The sequence below is a fragment of the Rhodococcoides corynebacterioides genome (assembly GCF_019834675.1).
Taxonomy (GTDB): Bacteria; Actinomycetota; Actinomycetes; order Mycobacteriales; family Mycobacteriaceae; genus Rhodococcoides; species Rhodococcoides corynebacterioides_A.
In genome coordinates this window covers 38,098-55,835 of the sequence record NZ_JABUBU010000011.1, presented here as the reverse complement: position 1 = coordinate 55,835, position 17,738 = coordinate 38,098, and the positions used below count along the sequence as shown (strand labels likewise).

The following is a 17,738-nucleotide window of genomic DNA, read 5'->3' as shown; positions in this document are numbered from 1 at the left end:
CGCAACCGTGACCCGGTCCGAACGTCGTCCGGACCGGGCCGGGACCGGTCCAGAGCCGGTCCTGGCCCGGGCAGGGTCAGCGATCCTGGCCGACCACCGTCAACGGCAGCCGGAGAGCGCCCGGTGCGTGCACCGGCACCACCGGTGCGGCCGGGCTCTGCGGTGGCAGCGCCACGTACTCGCCCTGCATCGGCGGACGACGGTCCTCCTCGCCCTTGTTGGGCCAGAGCGCCAGGGCCCGCTCGGCCTGGGCGGTGATGGTGAGCGACGGGTTCACCCCGAGGTTGGCGCTGACGGCGGACCCGTCGACCACGTGGAGTCCCTCGTACCCGTAGACCCGGTGGTACGGGTCGATGACGCCGCGCTCCGGCGTGGCCCCGATGACGCAACCCCCGAGGAAATGCGCCGTCATCGGAATGTCGAAGACGTCCGCGAACGATCCGCCGGGATCGCCGCCGATCTTGTCGGCGGCCTTGCGAATCGCGACGTGCCCTTCCGGAATCCATTTCGGCGGCGGCGTTCCCCCACCGGGACGGGACGTCAGCCGTCGACCGAATCGCCCCTTCTTCGACCCGAGCTCCAGGGAGTTGTCGTCGGTCTGCATGACCAGCGCGATGACCGTGCGCTCCGACCAGTTCCGCACCGACAGGCTCCGCAGCGTGGCAGCCGGGTGCCGCACGGCGACGCCCAGCGTCTTCAGCGGCCGGGGCAGTCGCCCACCGCCGTCGCTGAGCACGGTCTGCAGCAGCCCGATCGCGTTGCTGCCCTTGCCGTATCGCACCGGCTCGATGTGCGTGTGGTCATTCGGGTGGAACGACGACGTGATGGCCACACCCTCGGTGAAGTCGATCTGGCGATCGCGGGCGGTGGCCGCGAGGACCGCCTCGGAGTTGGTGCGCACCACCGAGCCGAGTTTGTCCGACAGGCGCGGCAGCTCCCCGCTCTCCTTCATGGCGAGCATCAGCTTCTGCGTCCCGTAGGTGCCGGCCGCGAACACCACCTGCGACGCCGTCATCACCGTCTCGGCACGGCGCAGCTTCGCGCCGGTACGGCGCACGCGGACCTCGTAGCCACCGCCGGACCGGGGACGCACCGAGGTCACCGTGGTGAGCGGATGTACGGTGGCACCGGCTCGTTCGGCGAGGTGAAGGTAGTTCTTGACCAGCGTGTTCTTCGCGCCCACCCGGCAGCCGGTCATGCACGAGCCGCATTCGGTGCAGCCGGTGCGCGTGGGTCCGACGCCCCCGAAGTACGGATCGGGGACGTCCTTGCCCTTCTGCCCCGGCGCACCGAAGAACACGCCGACGGGCGTGGTGCCGAAGGTGTCGCCGACGCCCATCTCCTCGGCGATGTCGCGCATGATCTTGTCGGCGGGGGTGATGGTCGGGTTGTCCTCGACGCCGAGCATGCGCTTGGCCTGGTCGTAGTACGGCGCCATCTCCTTCTCCCAGTCGGTGATGTCACCCCACTGCGGATCGCGGAAGAACGGAGTCGGCGGCTGGTAGAGGGTGTTGGCGTAGTTCAGCGACCCGCCACCGACGCCGGCGCCGGCCATGACGAGGACGTTCGGCAGCAGGTGGATGCGCTGGAGTCCGTAGCACCCGATCAGCGGCGCCCACAGGTACTTTCGCAGCCGCCAGCTGGTCTTGGGCAGTTCGTGGTCCTCGAAGCGACGGCCGGATTCCAGCACGCCCACCCGGTAGCCCTTCTCCGTGGCGCGCAGGGCGGCGACACTGCCGCCGAAGCCCGAGCCGATCACGATGACGTCGTACGTGTCCTTCATGCGTTCACCTTCTCGGTCGCGGGGTCGGTCCGCGTCGCGGTCACCGGACGCAGCGCGCGGTAGTTCTCCCGATCGAACTTCTTGGTGGCCCGGCGGAAGAGCCACGTGAACGTGGGCCACATCGCCGAATTGCGGCCGCTGGCATCGAGATACCAGCTCGAGCACCCGCCCGTGTTCCACACCGTCCCGGCGAGATCGCGGTCGAGGTCGGCGTTCCAGGACTCCAGGGCGTCGGGCCGCACGTCCACCGCCTCGATGCCGGCGTCGGACATCTCCCGCAGCGCCGATTCGAGGTAGGCGGACTGGGATTCGAGCATGTAGACGATGGAGCTGTGCCCGAGGTTCGTGTTGGGCCCGTACATCATGAACAGGTTGGGGAACCCGGCGATGGTGGTGCCGCGGTACGCCCGCGGGCTGCCTTGCCACCGCTCGGCGAGCGTGACGCCCTCGCCGTCCCGGATCAGGTGCGCCACAGGGGGTTCCGTCGGCGTGAACCCGGTCCCGAAGACGATGACGTCGACCTCGCGCTCGCGCCCGTCCCGGTCGACGACGCCCGTGGGCGTCACCGCCGTCAACCCGGAGTCGACCAAGTCGACGTCGGGACGCTGCAGGGTGTCGTACCAGTCGTTGGAGAGCAGCATGCGCTTGCACCCGATGCGGTACGACGGCACGACGCGCTCGCGCAGCGTCCGGTCCCGCACCTTGCGGTGCAGGAACGCCGTGGCCACCAGGTGTGCCGCGCCGAGCAACTTCGGCCGCCGCGCCATCATCTCCACGTACATCTCGCGGTAGGCGTAGATCGCGCCGCGCTGCGCCTTGAGCGTCCACGGTGCGCGGCGGTACAGCGCCCGCTCCAGCGGCCCGCGGGTGCGGTCCGCGCGCGGGACCACCCACGCCGGGGTGCGCTGGAACACGACGGTGTGCTGCGCGATCGGCGCGATCTCCGGGACGAACTGGATGGCCGACGCGCCCGTCCCGACGACGGCGACGCGCTTGCCGGCCAGGTCCACGTCGTGATCCCAGGTGGCGGAATGGAACGCCTGCCCCTGGAACGTGTCGAGACCGGGCACGGCGGGCAGTTTGGGCGTCGACAGCGTGCCGGTCGCGGCGACGAGGACGCGCGCCGTGCATTCGCCCTTCTCGGTGGTGACGTGCCACCGGCATCGGTCCTCGTCCCAGCGGGCGTCGAGCAGTGCGCACCCGGTGATCAGCCGCTCGCGGATGCCGTGTCGGTCGGCCACGCCGCGCAGGTACTCGTGGATCTCCGGCCCCCTCGCGAAGGTGTGCTTCCAGTCCGCGTACGGGGCGAAGGAGAACGAGTAGAGCGAGGTGGGCACGTCGCAGGCGACGCCCGGGTAGGTGTTGTCCCGCCAGGTGCCCCCGACGTCGTGGGCTCGCTCGATCACGGTGATGTCCGCGGTCGGGTCCTGACGCAGGACACGCGCGACGACGCCCATGCCGGCGAAGCCGGACCCCACCACGAGAATGTCGCTGTGCGCGGGCAACTCTCGCGCCGACGGCTCGATCGACGTGGTCATGCCTCGGTCACCGCCTTCTCCCACACGGGCAGCAGTCGGGTCCGCATCTCGTTCTCCTCTCGGGGCGTGCGCAGGATGGCGGACACCGCCATCCCCCTCGCCAGTTCGATGCTCAGTTGGAAGGCGGCAGGACTCATCCGGTCGCCGTAGATCTCGCGTCCCCCGAGCTCGAGTGCCTCGGTGACCTTGCGTTCGAGCGGCAGCATGGCGGCGTGCAGCGACGGGTCCGTCCGGGCCGCCACCCACAGCTCCAGCGCCGCGTGGAACAGCGGGCCGGAGAACGCCTCGAGCAGCAGCTCCAGTCCGGGAGTCTCCCGATCGACGTCGAGGAACTCCGCGAGCCGACGATCGACCAGGTGCTCGACGGCCGCGACCACCAGCGCCTCACGGGTGGGGAAGTGATGCAGCTGGGCGCCGCGCGACACCCCGGCCCGACGCGCGATCTCCTGCGTCGACGTCCGGGCGTAGCCGAGGTCGACGAGAGCGTCGATGGCGGCGTCGAGCAGCCGGGCGCGCGTGGCCGCCGTGCGCTCGGCCTGCGTGCGCCGCGGCGGTGCGGGGGCGGTAGTGGTGTCGCTCACACCGGCGACGATAGCGGGAAACTTACAAACAGTCCAGACTGACTTTAAGTTGCCTCGGTCAGCACGCCGAGCATCGCGTCGACCGCGACGGGCCAGGCGAATTCCTCGGCACGCGTGCGCGCGGTGACCCGCCCGCCGGACAGGTCCAGGACCCGCGCGATGCCCTCGGCGAACTCGCGCCCGGTGTTGCCCACCGCCGCACCGCAGGCGGGGGTCACGATCTCGGCGGACGCCGACGTCCCGGAGACGACGGCCGGCGTACCGGAGGCGAGGGCCTCGAGCGCGGCGAGCCCGAAGGTCTCGTGCGGCCCCGGCGCCAGGGCGACGTCGGCACCCGCGAGCAGGCGCGCGACCCGCAGACGATCGCCGACGAACCCGGTGAAGTGCACCGGGAGCCCGGCCGCCCGTCGCTCCAACGCGCCGCGCCGCGGCCCGTCCCCCACCACCGTCAGCTCGGCGTCGAGCCCACCGCGCCGCAGCTGAGCGAGGGCGTCGATGCTGCGCTCCGCGTGCTTCTCCACCGACAGTCGGCCGCAGTGCACCAGCCGGACGTGCCGCCCCTCGTTCCGACGTCGTCGCCGGGGATGGAAGAGGTCGAGGTCCACTCCGAGCGCCACCCGCCGCGCGTCCACCGCGATCCGGTCGAACTCTCGCTGCGCGAACTCCGTCGTGCACACCACCGCGTCGTGCCCGGCGGCGCTCCGACGGTTCGCCGCGTCCGCCACCCGCCGCGCGACGACGCCCGGCATCACCTGACCGAGCAACCGGTCCAGCCGTTCGTGGCTGATCATCACGCTGCGGATGCCGCGGTCACGCGCCCACGCGCCGAGACCGCGCAGCGTCAACCGGTCCGACACCTCGAGCACGTCGGCTCCGATCTCGGCGATCACCTCCGCCGTGGTGCCGGGACGCGCCACCCGATAGCCACCGGTGAACGGCAGACCCGACGACGGGACCTCGATCCGCCGCACGCCGGTGGCCGTCGTCGACTCGGCGTACGACGTCCCCGGCACGATCAGCGTGACGCGGTGGCCGCGGGCGACGTACCCGGCGCCGAGGTGGTCGACGGCGGTGCGGAGCCCGCCCGATCGCGGGCCGTAGAAGTTGGCCACCTGCACGATGCGCATGGCCGGAGTATCGACCGCGCACCGCCCGGGACCGGTGTACGACGACGAGCCACCCGGCGAACGTCTCGCGAACTGTGGAGACCGGAGCCGTCCCGGACGGCGCGCCCCCCCGGGGGAACCACCGTCCGGCCCGGGTCGTTGTCGAGGTGACCACCCGCCGACCGACCGAAGGACGCCCGTCATGACCACGCCCGCTCGTCGTCTCACCCGTTCCCGTCGCAGCAAGGTCGTCGCCGGCGTCTGCGGCGGCCTGGCCGAGCGGTTCGGACTGAGCCCCAACCTGGTTCGTCTGCTGTTCGTCCTGTCCTGCATCCTGCCCGGTCCGCAGTTCGTGGTGTACCTCGTGCTCTGGATCGCGATCCCCAAATCGGCGTACTGACCGACTCGGTCCGTCGACCTGCCGATCGTCCCGATCCGACGGGCGGTTCACGGGAGGATGCACACTTGCGCCCGTTCCCGAGGGCGTCCTAGTGTCGGTGCGAGCCCGCGTCGGCCCGCTTCACGGTGGGGACCGACCGGACTGCGAGTGCCCGTGACGATCGAACCCGCGTCGTCCGGCAGATGTGCCCCGCCGATCACGACTCGCTCGTACCCGAGCGATCCGAGGACGCCGATGCCTGCTCTACCCCCGAACGACCCGTCGGGTCAGCCGCCCGACTCCGCGTCGGCCCGCTACGCCTGGCGTTCGCTCGACCGACACGACGCCGCCCGCCTGTGGGACGACCTGGTGGACTGGGTGTGGTGGCTGCGCGACCGCTACGAGCTCACCGAGACCGTTGCCCCGTGCTGGTACCGGCACGGCCCCGTCGTCGAGGAGTTCACGGCGTTGCTCGCCTGGTGGCGCACCGCGCAGGGCGAGGCCCCCCGCGATCACGACGACGCGAGCCGCGCGCTCGCGGACTGGCACACCGACGGCCTCTGGCCGCTGATCGACCGGCTGCCCCGCCTCGCTGACTTCGAGCGATGTCGAGCCGACGGCTGCGCGCACACCTCGGGCTTCCTGCACGCCCCGGAGGGCACCGCGGAATCGATGGAGCCGCTCGACCTCGCGTCCGCCGTGTCCGTCGACTCCGACTACGCGGGGGACTACACCGGGGACGACGTGGCCGACGCGGACGTCGTGGCGGTCCTCGGCGAGAACCTCATGCTGTCCGCGGTGGTGAGCGGCGAGGCCACCGCCCTCGACACCGGACTGCGACACGGCCGGTACCGCATGGGCGGCCGGCTGTGGTCGTGGAGTCCGATCCTCGGCGGCTACATCCCGTCGGAGGACTCGGTGTCCCGCAACTGAGCGTCTGCCGAACCCGACTCAGCCGACGAAGAGCTCCGCGATCTGAATGGTGTTGAGGGCAGCGCCCTTCCGCAGGTTGTCCCCGGAGACGAACAGCGCGAGACCGCGACCGTCCGGCACGCCCGGATCCTGACGGATGCGGCCGACCAGCGACTCGTCGGCACCCGCCGCCGCGAGGGGCGTGGGCACGTCGGTGACCCGCACACCCGGCGCCGTCGACAGCAGTTCCGTCGCCCGCGCGACCGACAGCGGCGAGGCGAACTCGGCGTTGATCGACAGCGAGTGCCCGGTGAACACCGGAACGCGCACGCAGGTGCCACTGACGAGCAGGTCCGGCAGACCCAGGATCTTGCGAGACTCGTTGCGCAGCTTCTGATCCTCGTCGGTCTCGCCGCTCCCGTCGTCGACCAGCGTGCCGGCGAGCGGCAGCACGTTGAATGCGATGGGCGCGGTGTAGACCTGCGGATCGGGGTACGCGAGCGCACCGCCGTCGTGCACCAGCTTCTCCGCGTCGGCGACCACGGCGCGAGCCTGGGTGGCCAGCTCCTCGACACCGGCGAGCCCGCTGCCGGACACGGCCTGGTAGCTGGAGACGATCAGACGCTGGAGACCGGCCTCGTCGTGCAGCACCTTGAGCACCGGCATCGCGGCCATGGTGGTGCAGTTGGGGTTGGCGATGATGCCCTTGGGCAGGTTCCGCACGGCCTCCGGATTGACCTCGCTGACCACCAGCGGCACGTCGGGGTCCTTGCGCCACGCCGACGAGTTGTCGATGACGGTGACGCCGGCGGCCGCGAACCGCGGCGCCTGCTCGCGGGACATGGTGGCGCCCGCCGAGAACAGCGCGATGTCCAGGCCCGTCGGATCCGCGGTGGAGGCGTCCTCGACCACGATCTCGCCGTCGCCCCACGACAGCGTCTTCCCGGCCGAGCGAGCGGACGCGAAGAAGCGCACCGACGCCGCCGGGAACTTCCGCTCCGCGAGGAGCGTGCGCATGACCGCGCCGACCTGTCCGGTGGCGCCGACGACGCCGATGTGCAGTCCGCTCATGGTCCTACCGTCCTGTTCCGCCGTGGACCACGGCGATCTCGTCGCCGCCCAGTCCGAACGCCGCGTGCAGCACGCGCACGGCGTCGTCGAGCTCGGAGTCCTTGGTGAGCACCGAGATTCGGATCTCCGAGGTGCTGATCAAATCGATGTTGATGCCCGCCTCGGCCAACGCCTCGCAGAACGTGGCCGTGACGCCGGGGTGGGACTTCATGCCCGCGCCGATCAGCGAGACCTTGCCGATGTGATCGTCGTAGAGGACCTTCGAGAAGCCGATCTCCTCCTGCATCGCCGTCAACTTCGTCACCGCGGTGGGCCCGTCGGTCTTCGGCAGCGTGAAGGTGATGTCGGTCTTGCCGGTCTCCACCTTCGAGATGTTCTGCAGCACCATGTCGATGTTGATCTCGGCGTCCGCCACGGCGCGGAAGATCTTGGCCGCGTAGCCCGGCTCGTCGGGCAGACCGACGACGGTCACCTTCGCCTCGCTGCGGTCGTGCGCGACACCGGTGAGGATGGCTTCTTCCACTGGAATGTCCTCCATGGATCCGGACACGATGGTCCCTGGCTTGGTGGTGTACGACGAGCGGACGTGCACCGGAACGTCGTACCGACGGGCGTACTCGACGCACCGGAGCATGAGCACCTTCGCCCCGCACGCGGCCATCTCGAGCATCTCCTCGAAGGCGACCTTCTCGAGGTGGCGGGCGTCGGGCACGATGCGCGGGTCGGCGGTGAAGATGCCGTCGACGTCGGTGTAGATCTCGCAGACGTCGGCGTTCAGGGCGGCGGCCAGGGCGACGGCGGTGGTGTCGGAGCCGCCCCGACCGAGGGTGGTGACGTCCTTGCTGTCCTGGCTGACGCCCTGGAACCCGGCGACCAGCACGATCGAGCCCTCGTCGAGGGCGTCGCGGACGCGGCCGGGCGTGACGTCGATGATCTTGGCGTTGCCGTGTACCCCGGTGGTGACCACGCCGGCCTGCGATCCGGTGAAGGACCGCGCCTCCGCGCCGAGCGAGTGGATGGCCATGGCGACCAGCGCGTTCGAGATGCGTTCGCCGGAGGTGAGCAGCATGTCCATCTCGCGCGCGGGGGGCGCCGGGCTGACCTGCTGGGCGAGATCGAGCAACTCGTCCGTGGTGTCGCCCATGGCGGAGACGACCACGACGACGTCGTCGCCGCGGCGCTTGGTCTCGACGATGCGCTCCGCGACGCGCCGGATGCGCTCGGCAGTGGCGACCGAGGACCCCCCGTACTTCTGGACGACGAGTGCCACGCTGGTACTACCTCCTGGACTGCTGTCTTCGCTCCGGGTCGGGTCGGCGAGTCAGCCTACCGAGAACGGCACCGAGGAGAGCAATCGCGTGCCCGCTCCCTACCATCGATCCGTGAACTCCGTCGATTCCTCCGCCCTGCCGCCGCGGCACGGACTACGACGGATGTTCGTCGAGATCCCGGCGCGTGGCCGACGGTGGCCGGGCGGCGTGCGCGCGGCCCTGGCCTTCGGAATCCCGGCATTGGTGCTGCTCACGCTCGGTTTCCAGACCGAGGCGCTGCTGACGGCCGCGGGCGGCTTCGCCGTCGTCTACGGCGAGGGCCGGGCGTTTAGAGCGCGGTGGGCGGTGGTCCTCACCGCCGGTCTCGCCCTGACCGCGTCGGCGGCCGTGAGCGGACTGGTCGGTCAGTACACCCCGGCGCGCAGTGTGGTCGGGGGCGCGATCCTGGTCGTGGTGCTGACCGTGACCGCGATGGTCGGCGCGTTCGTCGTCGACGCGCTGCGGTTGGGTCCGCCCGGCCCGTTCTTCTTCGTGCTGACGTGCGCCATCGGGTCCGTCGTACCGCTCGCCGGGGTGTCGTGGTCGGTCAACGCCGGATGCGTCGCTCTCGGCGCGCTATGGGCCGCCGTCGTCTCGACGGCGCCGGCGATCCGCGATCCGCTGCGCAGCCGACGCGCCGACCCCCGCCGGGCGCCCGAGCGCGAGGCCGTCGCCGCCGCGGACCGTGCGGTGGCGGCGTTCCTCGCGGTGCGGGATGCCGGCTCCGTCCCGACCACCGGCGGCACGAATGGCACGGACGGCACGGCCGATCCGCGGGTGGCGTCCGCGCGGCACCGCGCCGCCGCGGCCGTCGACACGGCGTGGGCGACCCTGCACGACGCGCGTCTGCCGGCTCTGCGGCCGAACGACCCGCTGGTCATGCGCTTGCAGGACATTCACCACGCGGTCGCGGTGGCCGGCGCGTCCGGTCCGGTCGACCCGGGCCACGCGTCCGACGCGATGCACGACGGCATTCCCATGGCCCGCCCGTCGGTCGGCTTCCGGCTGCGCCGGGCCCTGCACCCGCGGTCCCACGCGACCGTCACCGCCCTGCGGGTCGGGGCCGCGTCCCTGGCCGCGGGCGGGCTGGCCGTCGCCGCCGGGCTGGGGCGACCCGATCCAGCACGCCGCTCCCGACGCGCCGTCGTCGATGGCCCTGCGCCGCGACGTGCAGTTCGAACTCGCGGGGGCGGCGTCCGCCGCCGAACACGCCGTCGCCGACGACCGCGCCTGGGCGGCCACGCAGTGGAGCCGGTACCTGCGCACCGTCGACGTCGGTCACGACCTGCTGGCGGCCTGCCGCGCCCGCGGCACGGACACGATCGACCCGCAGCCGTGGCTCGCTCGCTTGCCCCGCTGACGCCCCGGGCTCGTTCCGAGCGCCGCACCGGAGTAGGGTGACGCCCATGTTCGGCGCCGGGTTCGCCCTCCTCCTTCGTCGCCGCGACGGGGTCTGACCACCAGACCGGCACCCTGTCGCGGGTCCTTTCGGCGCCGGTCGACCCCTCATCTCGTCAACGGAGAGTCACCATGTCACCCGCCGATGCATTCGTATCCGGATCGCGCACCGTCACCACCCCGACCAAGCCCGCGCCGGCCGATCAGCCCGCCTGGAACACCCAGAAGATCTCGTCGATGCCGACGTTCCGCTACCGGCCGTTCGCCGAGGAGGTCGAGACCGTCACGCTGCCGGACCGCACCTGGCCGGACGTCGTCATCGACCGTGCGCCGCAGTGGTGCGCCGTCGACCTGCGAGACGGCAACCAGGCGCTCATCGACCCCATGAGTCCGGCCCGCAAGCGGCGCATGTTCGAGCTGCTGGTGCGGATGGGCTACAAGGAGATCGAGGTCGGCTTCCCCTCCGCGAGCCAGACCGACTTCGACTTCGTCCGCGAGATCATCGAGGACGGGGCCATTCCCGACGACGTGACCATCCAGGTGCTCACCCAGTGCCGCCCGGAGCTGATCGAGCGCACGTTCGTCGCCTGCCGCGGCGCGAACAAGGTCATCGTCCACTTCTACAACTCGACGTCGGTGCTGCAGCGCAAGGTCGTCTTCCGTGCCGACACCGACGCCATCGAGAAGATCGCCACCGACGGCGCCCGCAAGGTGCTCGAGGAATCGACCAAGTACCCGGACACGGACTGGCGCTTCGAGTACTCCCCCGAGTCCTACACCGGCACCGAGCTGTCCTACGCCAAGCGAGTGTGCGACGCCGTCACCGAGATCATCGCTCCCACACCGGAGAAGCCGATGATCCTCAACCTGCCGGCCACCGTCGAGATGACCACCCCCAACGTCTACGCGGATTCCATCGAGTGGATGCACCGCAACCTGGCCCGCCGCGACTCCATCGTTCTGAGCCTGCACCCGCACAACGACCGCGGAACCGGCGTCGCCGCAGCCGAACTGGGCTACGCCGCCGGCGCCGACCGCATCGAGGGCTGCCTGTTCGGCAACGGCGAGCGCACCGGCAACGTCTGTCTGGTCACGTTGGGGCTCAACCTGTTCACCCGCGGCGTGGACCCGCAGATCGACTTCTCCAACATCGACGAGATCCGCCGCACGGTCGAGTACTGCAACCAGCTGCCCGTCCACGAGCGCCACCCCTACGGCGGCGATCTGGTCTACACCGCCTTCTCCGGCAGCCACCAGGACGCGGTCAACAAGGGCCTCGACGCCATGAAGGTCGCCGCGGACGAGCAGGACCGGGACGTCGACGACCTCGTCTGGCAGGTGCCGTACCTGCCCATTGACCCCAAGGACGTCGGGCGCACGTACGAGGCCGTGATCCGGGTGAACTCGCAGTCCGGCAAGGGCGGCGTCGCCTACATCATGAAGTCCGACCACGGCCTGGCCCTGCCCCGTCGTCTGCAGATCGAGTTCTCCTCCGCGGTCCAGCGGGTCACCGACGGCGAGGGCGGCGAGGTCTCGCCCAAGGCCATGTGGGACGTCTTCGCCGAGGAGTACCTGACGCCGATCACCCCGCTCGAGCGCATCCGCCAGCGCGTCGAGGCGTCCGAGGTCGACGGCGGCACCGACTCCATCACCGCCGTCGTGAAGATCGACGGCACCGAGCAGGAGATCACCGGCGCCGGCAACGGTCCGTTGGCGGCGTTCGTCGACGCGCTCGGCTCCACCGACTACGACGTCCGCGTGCTCGACTACTCCGAGCACGCCATGTCGGCGGGTGACGACGCGCAGGCCGCGGCCTACGTCGAAGCCTCCGTCACCCTGCCCGGCGGGCACGAGCACACCGTGTGGGGCGTCGGCATCGCCACGTCGATCACCACCGCGTCGCTGCGGGCCGTGGTCTCGGCCGTCAACCGGGCCGCACGACGCGCCTGACCACATTTCGCCCCCGCGCCGCCGACAGGTGTGACAGGCTGCAAGCCTGTCGGCGGCCGCGGTGGGCGACCTGCGTCCTCGGCCCCCGATTCGGGGGTGCCGGTCGGACCGCGACCGGCCGGACACGAAGGGGTGGGCGTTGGCGGACCGTGAACCTGTCGGTGCCGTCGGCGCCGTCGTTGCGGAGACCACCGACCGAGGCATTCGCGTTCTCACGATCCGGGGCACGCTCGACCTGACGTCGTCGATCCATCTGTCGCCGGTCGACGCGTCCGTGCGGGCGGTGCTCCTGGACCTGACGGGGGTCGACTTCCTGTCCTCCGCGGGGATCGCCGCTCTCATCCGGGTGCGCAACGAGGTGCCGCCGCGGGCTCCCGTCGTGGCGATCGCCGACCATCAGGAAGTGGTGCGGCCCTTCGAACTCAGCGGCCTCGATCGGCTGATCCCGGTGGTCCCGGATCTCGAGGCGGGTCGTCGCCGGGTGGAGTGACCGAGTCCTGCAGCGCGGCCACCTCGGCGTCGAACGCCCGCAGGACCGCCCGCACGGCCGGGCGGAGATCCGCGCCGGGGCGGGTGGCGACGTCGTACACCCGGGCCGCCCGCACGCCGGCCAACCGGCACCGCGCCACACCGGGATGCGAGGAGGCGTACCGGGGCATGAGGGCGATGCCGTGGCCCGCCGAGACCAACTCCTCGATGAGACGAAAGTCGTTGATACGCATCACCACCCGCGGCTCGACGCCGGTGACCGCCGCCACCGAGAGCAGGACGTCGTCGACCGGGAAGCCGCCGCGCACGCTGATCCACCGCTCGTCGGCCAGCTCGCGCACCTCGACCGCGTCCCGGCCCGCCAACGGGTGATCCGGGGGTACGACGAGGTCGATGGGCTCGCGCAGCACGGTCCGCACCGCGACCCGGTCGGACGCGATGGTCGGAGCCCGCTCGTCGCGGTGCGTGAGGACGACGTCGTAGTCGGCGAGCAGGCGCGGAACCGCGGACGCGGGGACGTCCTCGTCACGGGCGTCCAGCGTGACGCCCGACGCCGCCATCCGGTGCAGCACGCGCGGCAACAGCAGGGCCGCGCCCGACGGGAACAGCGCGACCCGCACCGTGCCGCGCGGGGTCTCGGTGAACGACGCCATCTCCGCCTCCGCCCGGTCCAGGGCGGAGAGCACCTCGTCGACGTGCGGGAGCAAAGCCCGTCCGGCGGCGGTGAGTCGCAGCCGCCGGCCGTCCGGTTCGAGCAGGGCGATCCCGGCCTCGCGGGTGAGCACCTTGAGCTGCTGCGACACCGCCGACGGCGTCGTCGACAGGGCGGCCGCCGCCGCGGCGACCGTGCCGCGATCGGCGACCTCACGAAGTACCCGCAGCCGCCGGACGTCCATGTAGAAAAACTACACGGATAGGTCGAAACAATTCGATTGTTCTTCCGGCCCCGCATCCGCACGATGAGAGGCATGACCACCCGCGACCGACTCCTCGGCCTCACCGTCGTCGTCCTGTGGGGACTGAACTTCCTGGCCATCCGCGCCGGTCTCGACCAGTACCCGCCCTTCTTCTTCGCGGCCCTGCGGTTCGCGGTCATCGCCGTGCCCGTCGTCCTGTTCGTCCGTCGCCCGCGGGTGCCGCTGCGCTGGCTTCTGCTGTACGGCACCGGGTTCGGGCTCCTGCAGTTCGCGTTCCTCTTCGCCGCGATGAACGCCGGCATGCCCACCGGACTCGCCTCCCTGGTCCTGCAGTCCTCCGCACCGTTCACCGTGATCCTCGGGGCGCTGCTGCTGCGCGAGCACGTCGGGCCGCGGCAGTGGCTGGGCATCGCCGTCGCCGTCGGCGGCATGGTCCTCATCGGGTGGGACCGCGCGCAGACGGCCACGCTGATCCCCGTGCTGCTCACGCTGCTGGCCGGCCTGAGCTGGGCCTTCGGCAACCTCGGCAACCGGCTGGCCAAGTCCACCGAGCCGATGCGGCTCATGCTGTGGATGACCGTCGTCCCGCCGCTGCCGCTCTTCGCGCTGTCGGCCGCCGTCGAGGGCCCGACGACGGGATGGTCGGCCCTCGCCGTGTCGGTCTCCACCGGCCAGCTCTGGGGTCTCGTGGGCCTGGCGTACATCGTCTTCCTCGGCACCATCGTCGGCTCCGGGCTGTGGACCGTGCTCATCTCCCGCAACCCCGCGGGCGTCGTCGCACCCTTCTCCCTGCTGGTGCCGGTGGTCGGCATTGCCGCCGCGTGGATCGTGCTGGACGAGACGCCGTCCGTCCTCTCCCTCGTCGGCGCCGCCGTCGTCATCGGCGGCTGCCTGTGGGGACTCGGGACCACCCGGCGCAGCGCCGAACTCGTGCGGCCGGAACTGGCCGCGGTGCGCTGACGGCCGCTGTCGCCCCCATCACCCCGGCCGTCCGCCGCCCGAGCGACACGGTCGGGGTGTGGGAGGATCGGACACCATGGTCGACAGCACTTCGTCCCGGCGCGCCGCCGCCCCCCGCGGCTCGATCGGCCTGCGGGGCAGGATCGCCCTGGGAGCCGCTTCGGCCACCGCCTGGGCCTCCCGCAAGGCCGGTCGCGGTCAGGGTTCGATGATCGGCGGCCTCGTCGCACTCAAGATCGACCCCGCGCTGATGACGCGTCTCGGGCGCGGCCGCCGCACCGCCGTGATCACCGGCACCAACGGCAAGTCCACGACCACCCGCATGACGGCCGCCGCCCTCGGCACCCTGGGCGAGGTGGCCACGCAGGCCGACGGCGCCAACATGGACGCCGGCATCGTCGCGGCGCTGACGGCCCGGCGCGCCGCCCCGTTGGCCGCCCTCGAAGTCGACGAGCTGCACGTGCCGCACGTGTCCGACGCGGTGAACCCCGAGGTGATCGTGCTCCTCAACCTCAGCCGCGACCAGCTGGACCGCGTCGGCGAGATCAACATGATCGAGCGGAAGCTGCGGGCGGGCCTCGCGCGGCATCCCGACGCGATCGTGGTCGCCAACTGCGACGACGTCCTGGTCGCCTCGGCGGCGTTCGACGCCCCCAACGTGGTGTGGGTGGCCGCGGGCGCGGGCTGGGTCGGCGACTCCGTCAGCTGCCCGCGCACCGGTGAACCCATCGTCTGGGACGGGCCCCGCTGGCGCAGCACGGCTCCCCTGGCGGACGGTCGCGAGTTCGCCCGGCCGGAGCCGTCGTGGTGGCTCGACGACGAGAACCTGTACGGCCCCGACGGTCTCGTGCTGCCGATGTCCCTGGCGTTGCCGGGCCGGGCCAACCGCGGCAACGCGGCGCAGGCCGTCGCCGCGGCCGTCGCGATGGGCGCACGCGCCGAGGACGCCGTCGCCGCGGTCTCCACGGTCGGGGAGGTCGCCGGGCGCTACGGCACGGTGCAGTACGGCCCGCATTCCGTCCGAATGTTGTTGGCCAAGAACCCCGCCGGGTGGCAGGAAGCCCTGTCCATGATCGACCCCGACGCCGACGGGCTGGTCATCGCCGTCAACGGTCAGGTCCCCGACGGCGAAGACCTGTCCTGGCTGTGGGACGTCCGCTTCGAGCACTTCGAGAACACCCGCGTCGTCGCGTCGGGCGAGCGGGCGACCGACCTCGGGGTGCGGCTCACCTACGCCGCCGCCGAGCACGAGGTCGTCGCAGATCCGTTGCGCGCCATCACATCCTGCCCACCCGGGCGAGTCGAAGTGTTGGCGAACTACACCGCGTTCCGCGACCTGGGCCGAGCATTGGCCCGCGAGACCGCCAAGGAGGCTCCGGGTGCCTGACACCGTCCGCATCGGCCTGGTCCTGCCCGACGTCATGGGCACCTACGGCGACGGCGGCAACGCCCTCGTCCTGCGGCAACGCCTGCGCATGCGGGGGCAGGACGCCGAGATCGTCTCCATCACGCTGAACGACCCCGTTCCGGACTCCCTCGACGTCTACGTCCTGGGCGGCGCCGAGGACTCCGCGCAGCGACTCGCGACCCGGCACTTGACCCGGTACCCCGGACTGCAGCGGGCCGCCGAGCGCGGTGCCCCCGTGCTCGCCATCTGCGCCGCCATCCAGGTGCTGGGCCACTGGTACGAGACCAGCTCCGGGGAGCGCGTCGACGGGGTCGGCATGCTCGACCTCACCACCGCGCCGCGAACCGAACGTGCCATCGGCGAGGTGGTCACCCGGCCCGCGACGGGGGGTCTGACCCAGACCCTCACCGGCTTCGAGAACCACCGCGGCGGAACCACTCTCGGCTCCGACGCCGCCCCCTTCGCCCGCGTCGAGCGTGGGGTGGGCAACGGGGTCGGCGACGGTACCGAGGGGGTGGTGCAGGGCTCCGTGATCGGCACCTACCTGCACGGCCCGGCCCTCGCGCGGAACCCCGAACTGGCGGACCACCTGCTCGAGACGGCGCTGGGTCGGACCCTCGAGCCGCTGCACCTCCCCGACGTCGAGCAGTTGCGGACGGAGCGCCTGCGCCGGTAGCCGGGCGGGCGTGAGTGCCCACAACCCGCCTGTTCCGACGGGATCCCGTCGATTCGACCGACTTGCGGACGCTCGGGCCCGCGCCGGCGCGAGTTCTGCCACACGATCCGCCCCGAACCCCACGGATCCGCGGGATCTCCCCCGATCCGGTGCGAAAACTCGCGCCCGGCGCTCAGACCCCGACCAAATCCTTCCGCCGCCCGGCCCGGCGGGTGAGGAGCGAGGCGATCACGGGCGCGGCGATGAGCATCAGCACCAGCCGAATCAGCTGCACGCACGCGACGAAGGTGACGTCCGAGCCCGTGGAGGCGGAGACGGCGAGGACCGCGGCCAGCCCGCCGGGAGTGGTGGCGAGGTAGCCGGTGAGCATCGAGGTCCCGGTCAGCTCCGCGAGCAGCCACCCGAACAGCGAGCACACCACCCCCACCCCGAGGACCAGGGCCACGGCGTAGGGGAACAGTCGGCCGATCATCCGCAGACTCGGGAGGGTGAAGGCCAACCCCGCCTGCCAGCCGATGACCAGAAACGCCACCGGCAAGACGGCCGCGGGCACGTCGATGTCGCCGGGCCACCCCGACAGGGCGCACGCTCCGGCGACCAGGAGCGGACCGAGGGTGGCCGGCGCGGGCAGTCGCAGCAGCCGTCCGGCCACGATGCCCACCACCACCGCCCCGGCGACGAAGCCCGACGCCACCCACCACGGCAACGACCCACCGCCCGGGTCCGACGCCGCCACCGCGTGGGTGTCCGCGTGGAACGCGAAGGTCACCACCAGCGGCATGGTGACCACCACAAGCGCGACCCGCAGGTACTGCACCACGGCGACGACCCGCTCGTCGCCGCCGAGTTCTTTGGCCGCGGCGACCAGTCCGGTCGCGCCGCCCGCGATGAGCGAGAGCATCCCCGTTGCGGCGGTAACCTCACGGTGCAGCGCGAGGAGGGCCCCGGCGCCCGCACTGACCACCAGTGTCGCGACTCCCACGAGTACCGCCGAGATCGCGTTGTCCCCCAGCGCTCCCAGCGTCTCTGGGTCGATCATCAGCCCGATGGTCACCGCGAGGGTGCCCTGCGCCGCCATCGAGCCGAGCCGCGGCACCCGCGCCGGCCCCAGTCCGGTGAGCGCGAAGATCACCGCGACCACCAACGCGGCGAACAGCGACGGCGCGGTCAGACCCACGGCGTCGAGGGCGAACCAGCCGGCCACGGACACGACCGTGAGCGCCACCCATCGGGCGGCGCTCACGGCGGCGGTACGGGCAC

At 71.7% G+C, this 17,738-nt stretch carries 16 protein-coding genes; 8 read left to right on the top strand and 8 right to left on the bottom strand.

Features of this window, described 5'->3' with window-relative positions; genetic code table 11:
- Positions 1 to 76: 76 nt before the first annotated feature.
- The 4 genes from HQ603_RS12545 to HQ603_RS12530 are packed head-to-tail and all read right to left on the bottom strand — an operon-like array spanning position 77 to position 5,029.
- Positions 77 to 1,783, bottom strand: coding sequence for a GMC oxidoreductase (locus HQ603_RS12545; RefSeq protein WP_222684863.1), 1,707 nt, complete (start codon positions 1,781 to 1,783; stop codon positions 77 to 79).
- Complete coding sequence (locus HQ603_RS12540; protein ID WP_222684862.1) at positions 1,780 to 3,321, bottom strand: flavin-containing monooxygenase; 1,542 nt, start codon at positions 3,319 to 3,321, stop codon at positions 1,780 to 1,782. Before HQ603_RS12540 ends, HQ603_RS12545 begins: the two co-directional genes overlap by 4 nt.
- A complete protein-coding gene (locus HQ603_RS12535) occupies positions 3,318 to 3,902 on the bottom strand; it encodes a TetR/AcrR family transcriptional regulator (RefSeq protein WP_222684861.1) in 585 nt (194 codons plus the stop codon). Before HQ603_RS12535 ends, HQ603_RS12540 begins: the two co-directional genes overlap by 4 nt.
- A 44-nt stretch (positions 3,903 to 3,946) precedes the next feature.
- Positions 3,947 to 5,029 carry a glycosyltransferase gene (locus HQ603_RS12530; RefSeq protein ID WP_222684860.1) on the bottom strand — a complete coding sequence of 361 codons (1,083 nt, stop codon included), beginning with the start codon at positions 5,027 to 5,029 and terminating at the stop codon, positions 3,947 to 3,949.
- Between the two features lie 181 nt (positions 5,030 to 5,210).
- Here HQ603_RS12530 and HQ603_RS12525 point away from each other — a divergent pair, with 181 nt between their 5' ends.
- Both HQ603_RS12525 and HQ603_RS12520 read left to right on the top strand, forming a co-directional pair.
- Positions 5,211 to 5,408: a PspC domain-containing protein gene (locus tag HQ603_RS12525; RefSeq protein ID WP_222684859.1), complete on the top strand. Its 198-nt coding sequence runs from the start codon at positions 5,211 to 5,213 to the stop codon at positions 5,406 to 5,408.
- Between the two features lie 234 nt (positions 5,409 to 5,642).
- Positions 5,643 to 6,320 carry a hypothetical protein gene (locus tag HQ603_RS12520; RefSeq protein WP_222684858.1) on the top strand — a complete coding sequence of 226 codons (678 nt, stop codon included), beginning with the start codon at positions 5,643 to 5,645 and terminating at the stop codon, positions 6,318 to 6,320.
- A gap of 18 nt (positions 6,321 to 6,338) precedes the next feature.
- Here HQ603_RS12520 and HQ603_RS12515 read toward each other — a convergent pair whose 3' ends face one another.
- A complete protein-coding gene (locus HQ603_RS12515; protein ID WP_222684857.1) occupies positions 6,339 to 7,370 on the bottom strand; it encodes an aspartate-semialdehyde dehydrogenase in 1,032 nt (343 codons plus the stop codon).
- A gap of 4 nt (positions 7,371 to 7,374) precedes the next feature.
- Positions 7,375 to 8,640, bottom strand: a complete 1,266-nt coding sequence (locus tag HQ603_RS12510) for an aspartate kinase (RefSeq protein ID WP_222684856.1) — start codon at positions 8,638 to 8,640, stop codon at positions 7,375 to 7,377.
- 112 nt (positions 8,641 to 8,752) lie between these two features.
- Here HQ603_RS12510 and HQ603_RS12505 point away from each other — a divergent pair, with 112 nt between their 5' ends.
- From HQ603_RS12505 to HQ603_RS12495, 3 genes are all read left to right on the top strand, one after another.
- Positions 8,753 to 10,081: a hypothetical protein gene (locus HQ603_RS12505; protein WP_222684855.1), complete on the top strand. Its 1,329-nt coding sequence runs from the start codon at positions 8,753 to 8,755 to the stop codon at positions 10,079 to 10,081.
- A gap of 129 nt (positions 10,082 to 10,210) precedes the next feature.
- Positions 10,211 to 12,028, top strand: coding sequence for a 2-isopropylmalate synthase (gene leuA / locus HQ603_RS12500; RefSeq protein WP_222684854.1), 1,818 nt, complete (start codon positions 10,211 to 10,213; stop codon positions 12,026 to 12,028).
- A gap of 139 nt (positions 12,029 to 12,167) precedes the next feature.
- Positions 12,168 to 12,518, top strand: a complete 351-nt coding sequence (locus tag HQ603_RS12495; protein ID WP_222684853.1) for an STAS domain-containing protein — start codon at positions 12,168 to 12,170, stop codon at positions 12,516 to 12,518.
- Here the strand turns inward: HQ603_RS12495 and HQ603_RS12490 are convergent.
- Positions 12,451 to 13,413: a LysR family transcriptional regulator gene (locus HQ603_RS12490; protein WP_222684852.1), complete on the bottom strand. Its 963-nt coding sequence runs from the start codon at positions 13,411 to 13,413 to the stop codon at positions 12,451 to 12,453. The two genes, HQ603_RS12495 and HQ603_RS12490, sit on opposite strands and share 68 nt — an antisense overlap.
- Before the next feature lie 72 nt (positions 13,414 to 13,485).
- Between HQ603_RS12490 and HQ603_RS12485 the strand changes: the two genes are divergently transcribed.
- The 3 genes from HQ603_RS12485 (at position 13,486) to HQ603_RS12475 (ending at position 16,478) form a co-directional block, all read left to right on the top strand.
- Positions 13,486 to 14,394: an EamA family transporter gene (locus tag HQ603_RS12485; protein ID WP_222684851.1), complete on the top strand. Its 909-nt coding sequence runs from the start codon at positions 13,486 to 13,488 to the stop codon at positions 14,392 to 14,394.
- A 76-nt stretch (positions 14,395 to 14,470) separates the two neighbouring features.
- Positions 14,471 to 15,781 (top strand): Mur ligase family protein, encoded by a 1,311-nt coding sequence (locus HQ603_RS12480; RefSeq protein WP_222684850.1) that lies wholly within the window; start codon positions 14,471 to 14,473, stop codon positions 15,779 to 15,781.
- Entirely contained in the window at positions 15,774 to 16,478 is a 705-nt protein-coding gene (locus HQ603_RS12475; RefSeq protein WP_222684849.1) for a type 1 glutamine amidotransferase, read from the top strand. The genes HQ603_RS12480 and HQ603_RS12475 overlap by 8 nt, the downstream gene beginning before the upstream one ends.
- A 172-nt stretch (positions 16,479 to 16,650) precedes the next feature.
- Here HQ603_RS12475 and HQ603_RS12470 read toward each other — a convergent pair whose 3' ends face one another.
- Positions 16,651 to 17,721 (bottom strand): AbrB family transcriptional regulator, encoded by a 1,071-nt coding sequence (locus HQ603_RS12470; RefSeq protein ID WP_308126502.1) that lies wholly within the window; start codon positions 17,719 to 17,721, stop codon positions 16,651 to 16,653.
- Positions 17,722 to 17,738: the final 17 nt, after the last annotated feature.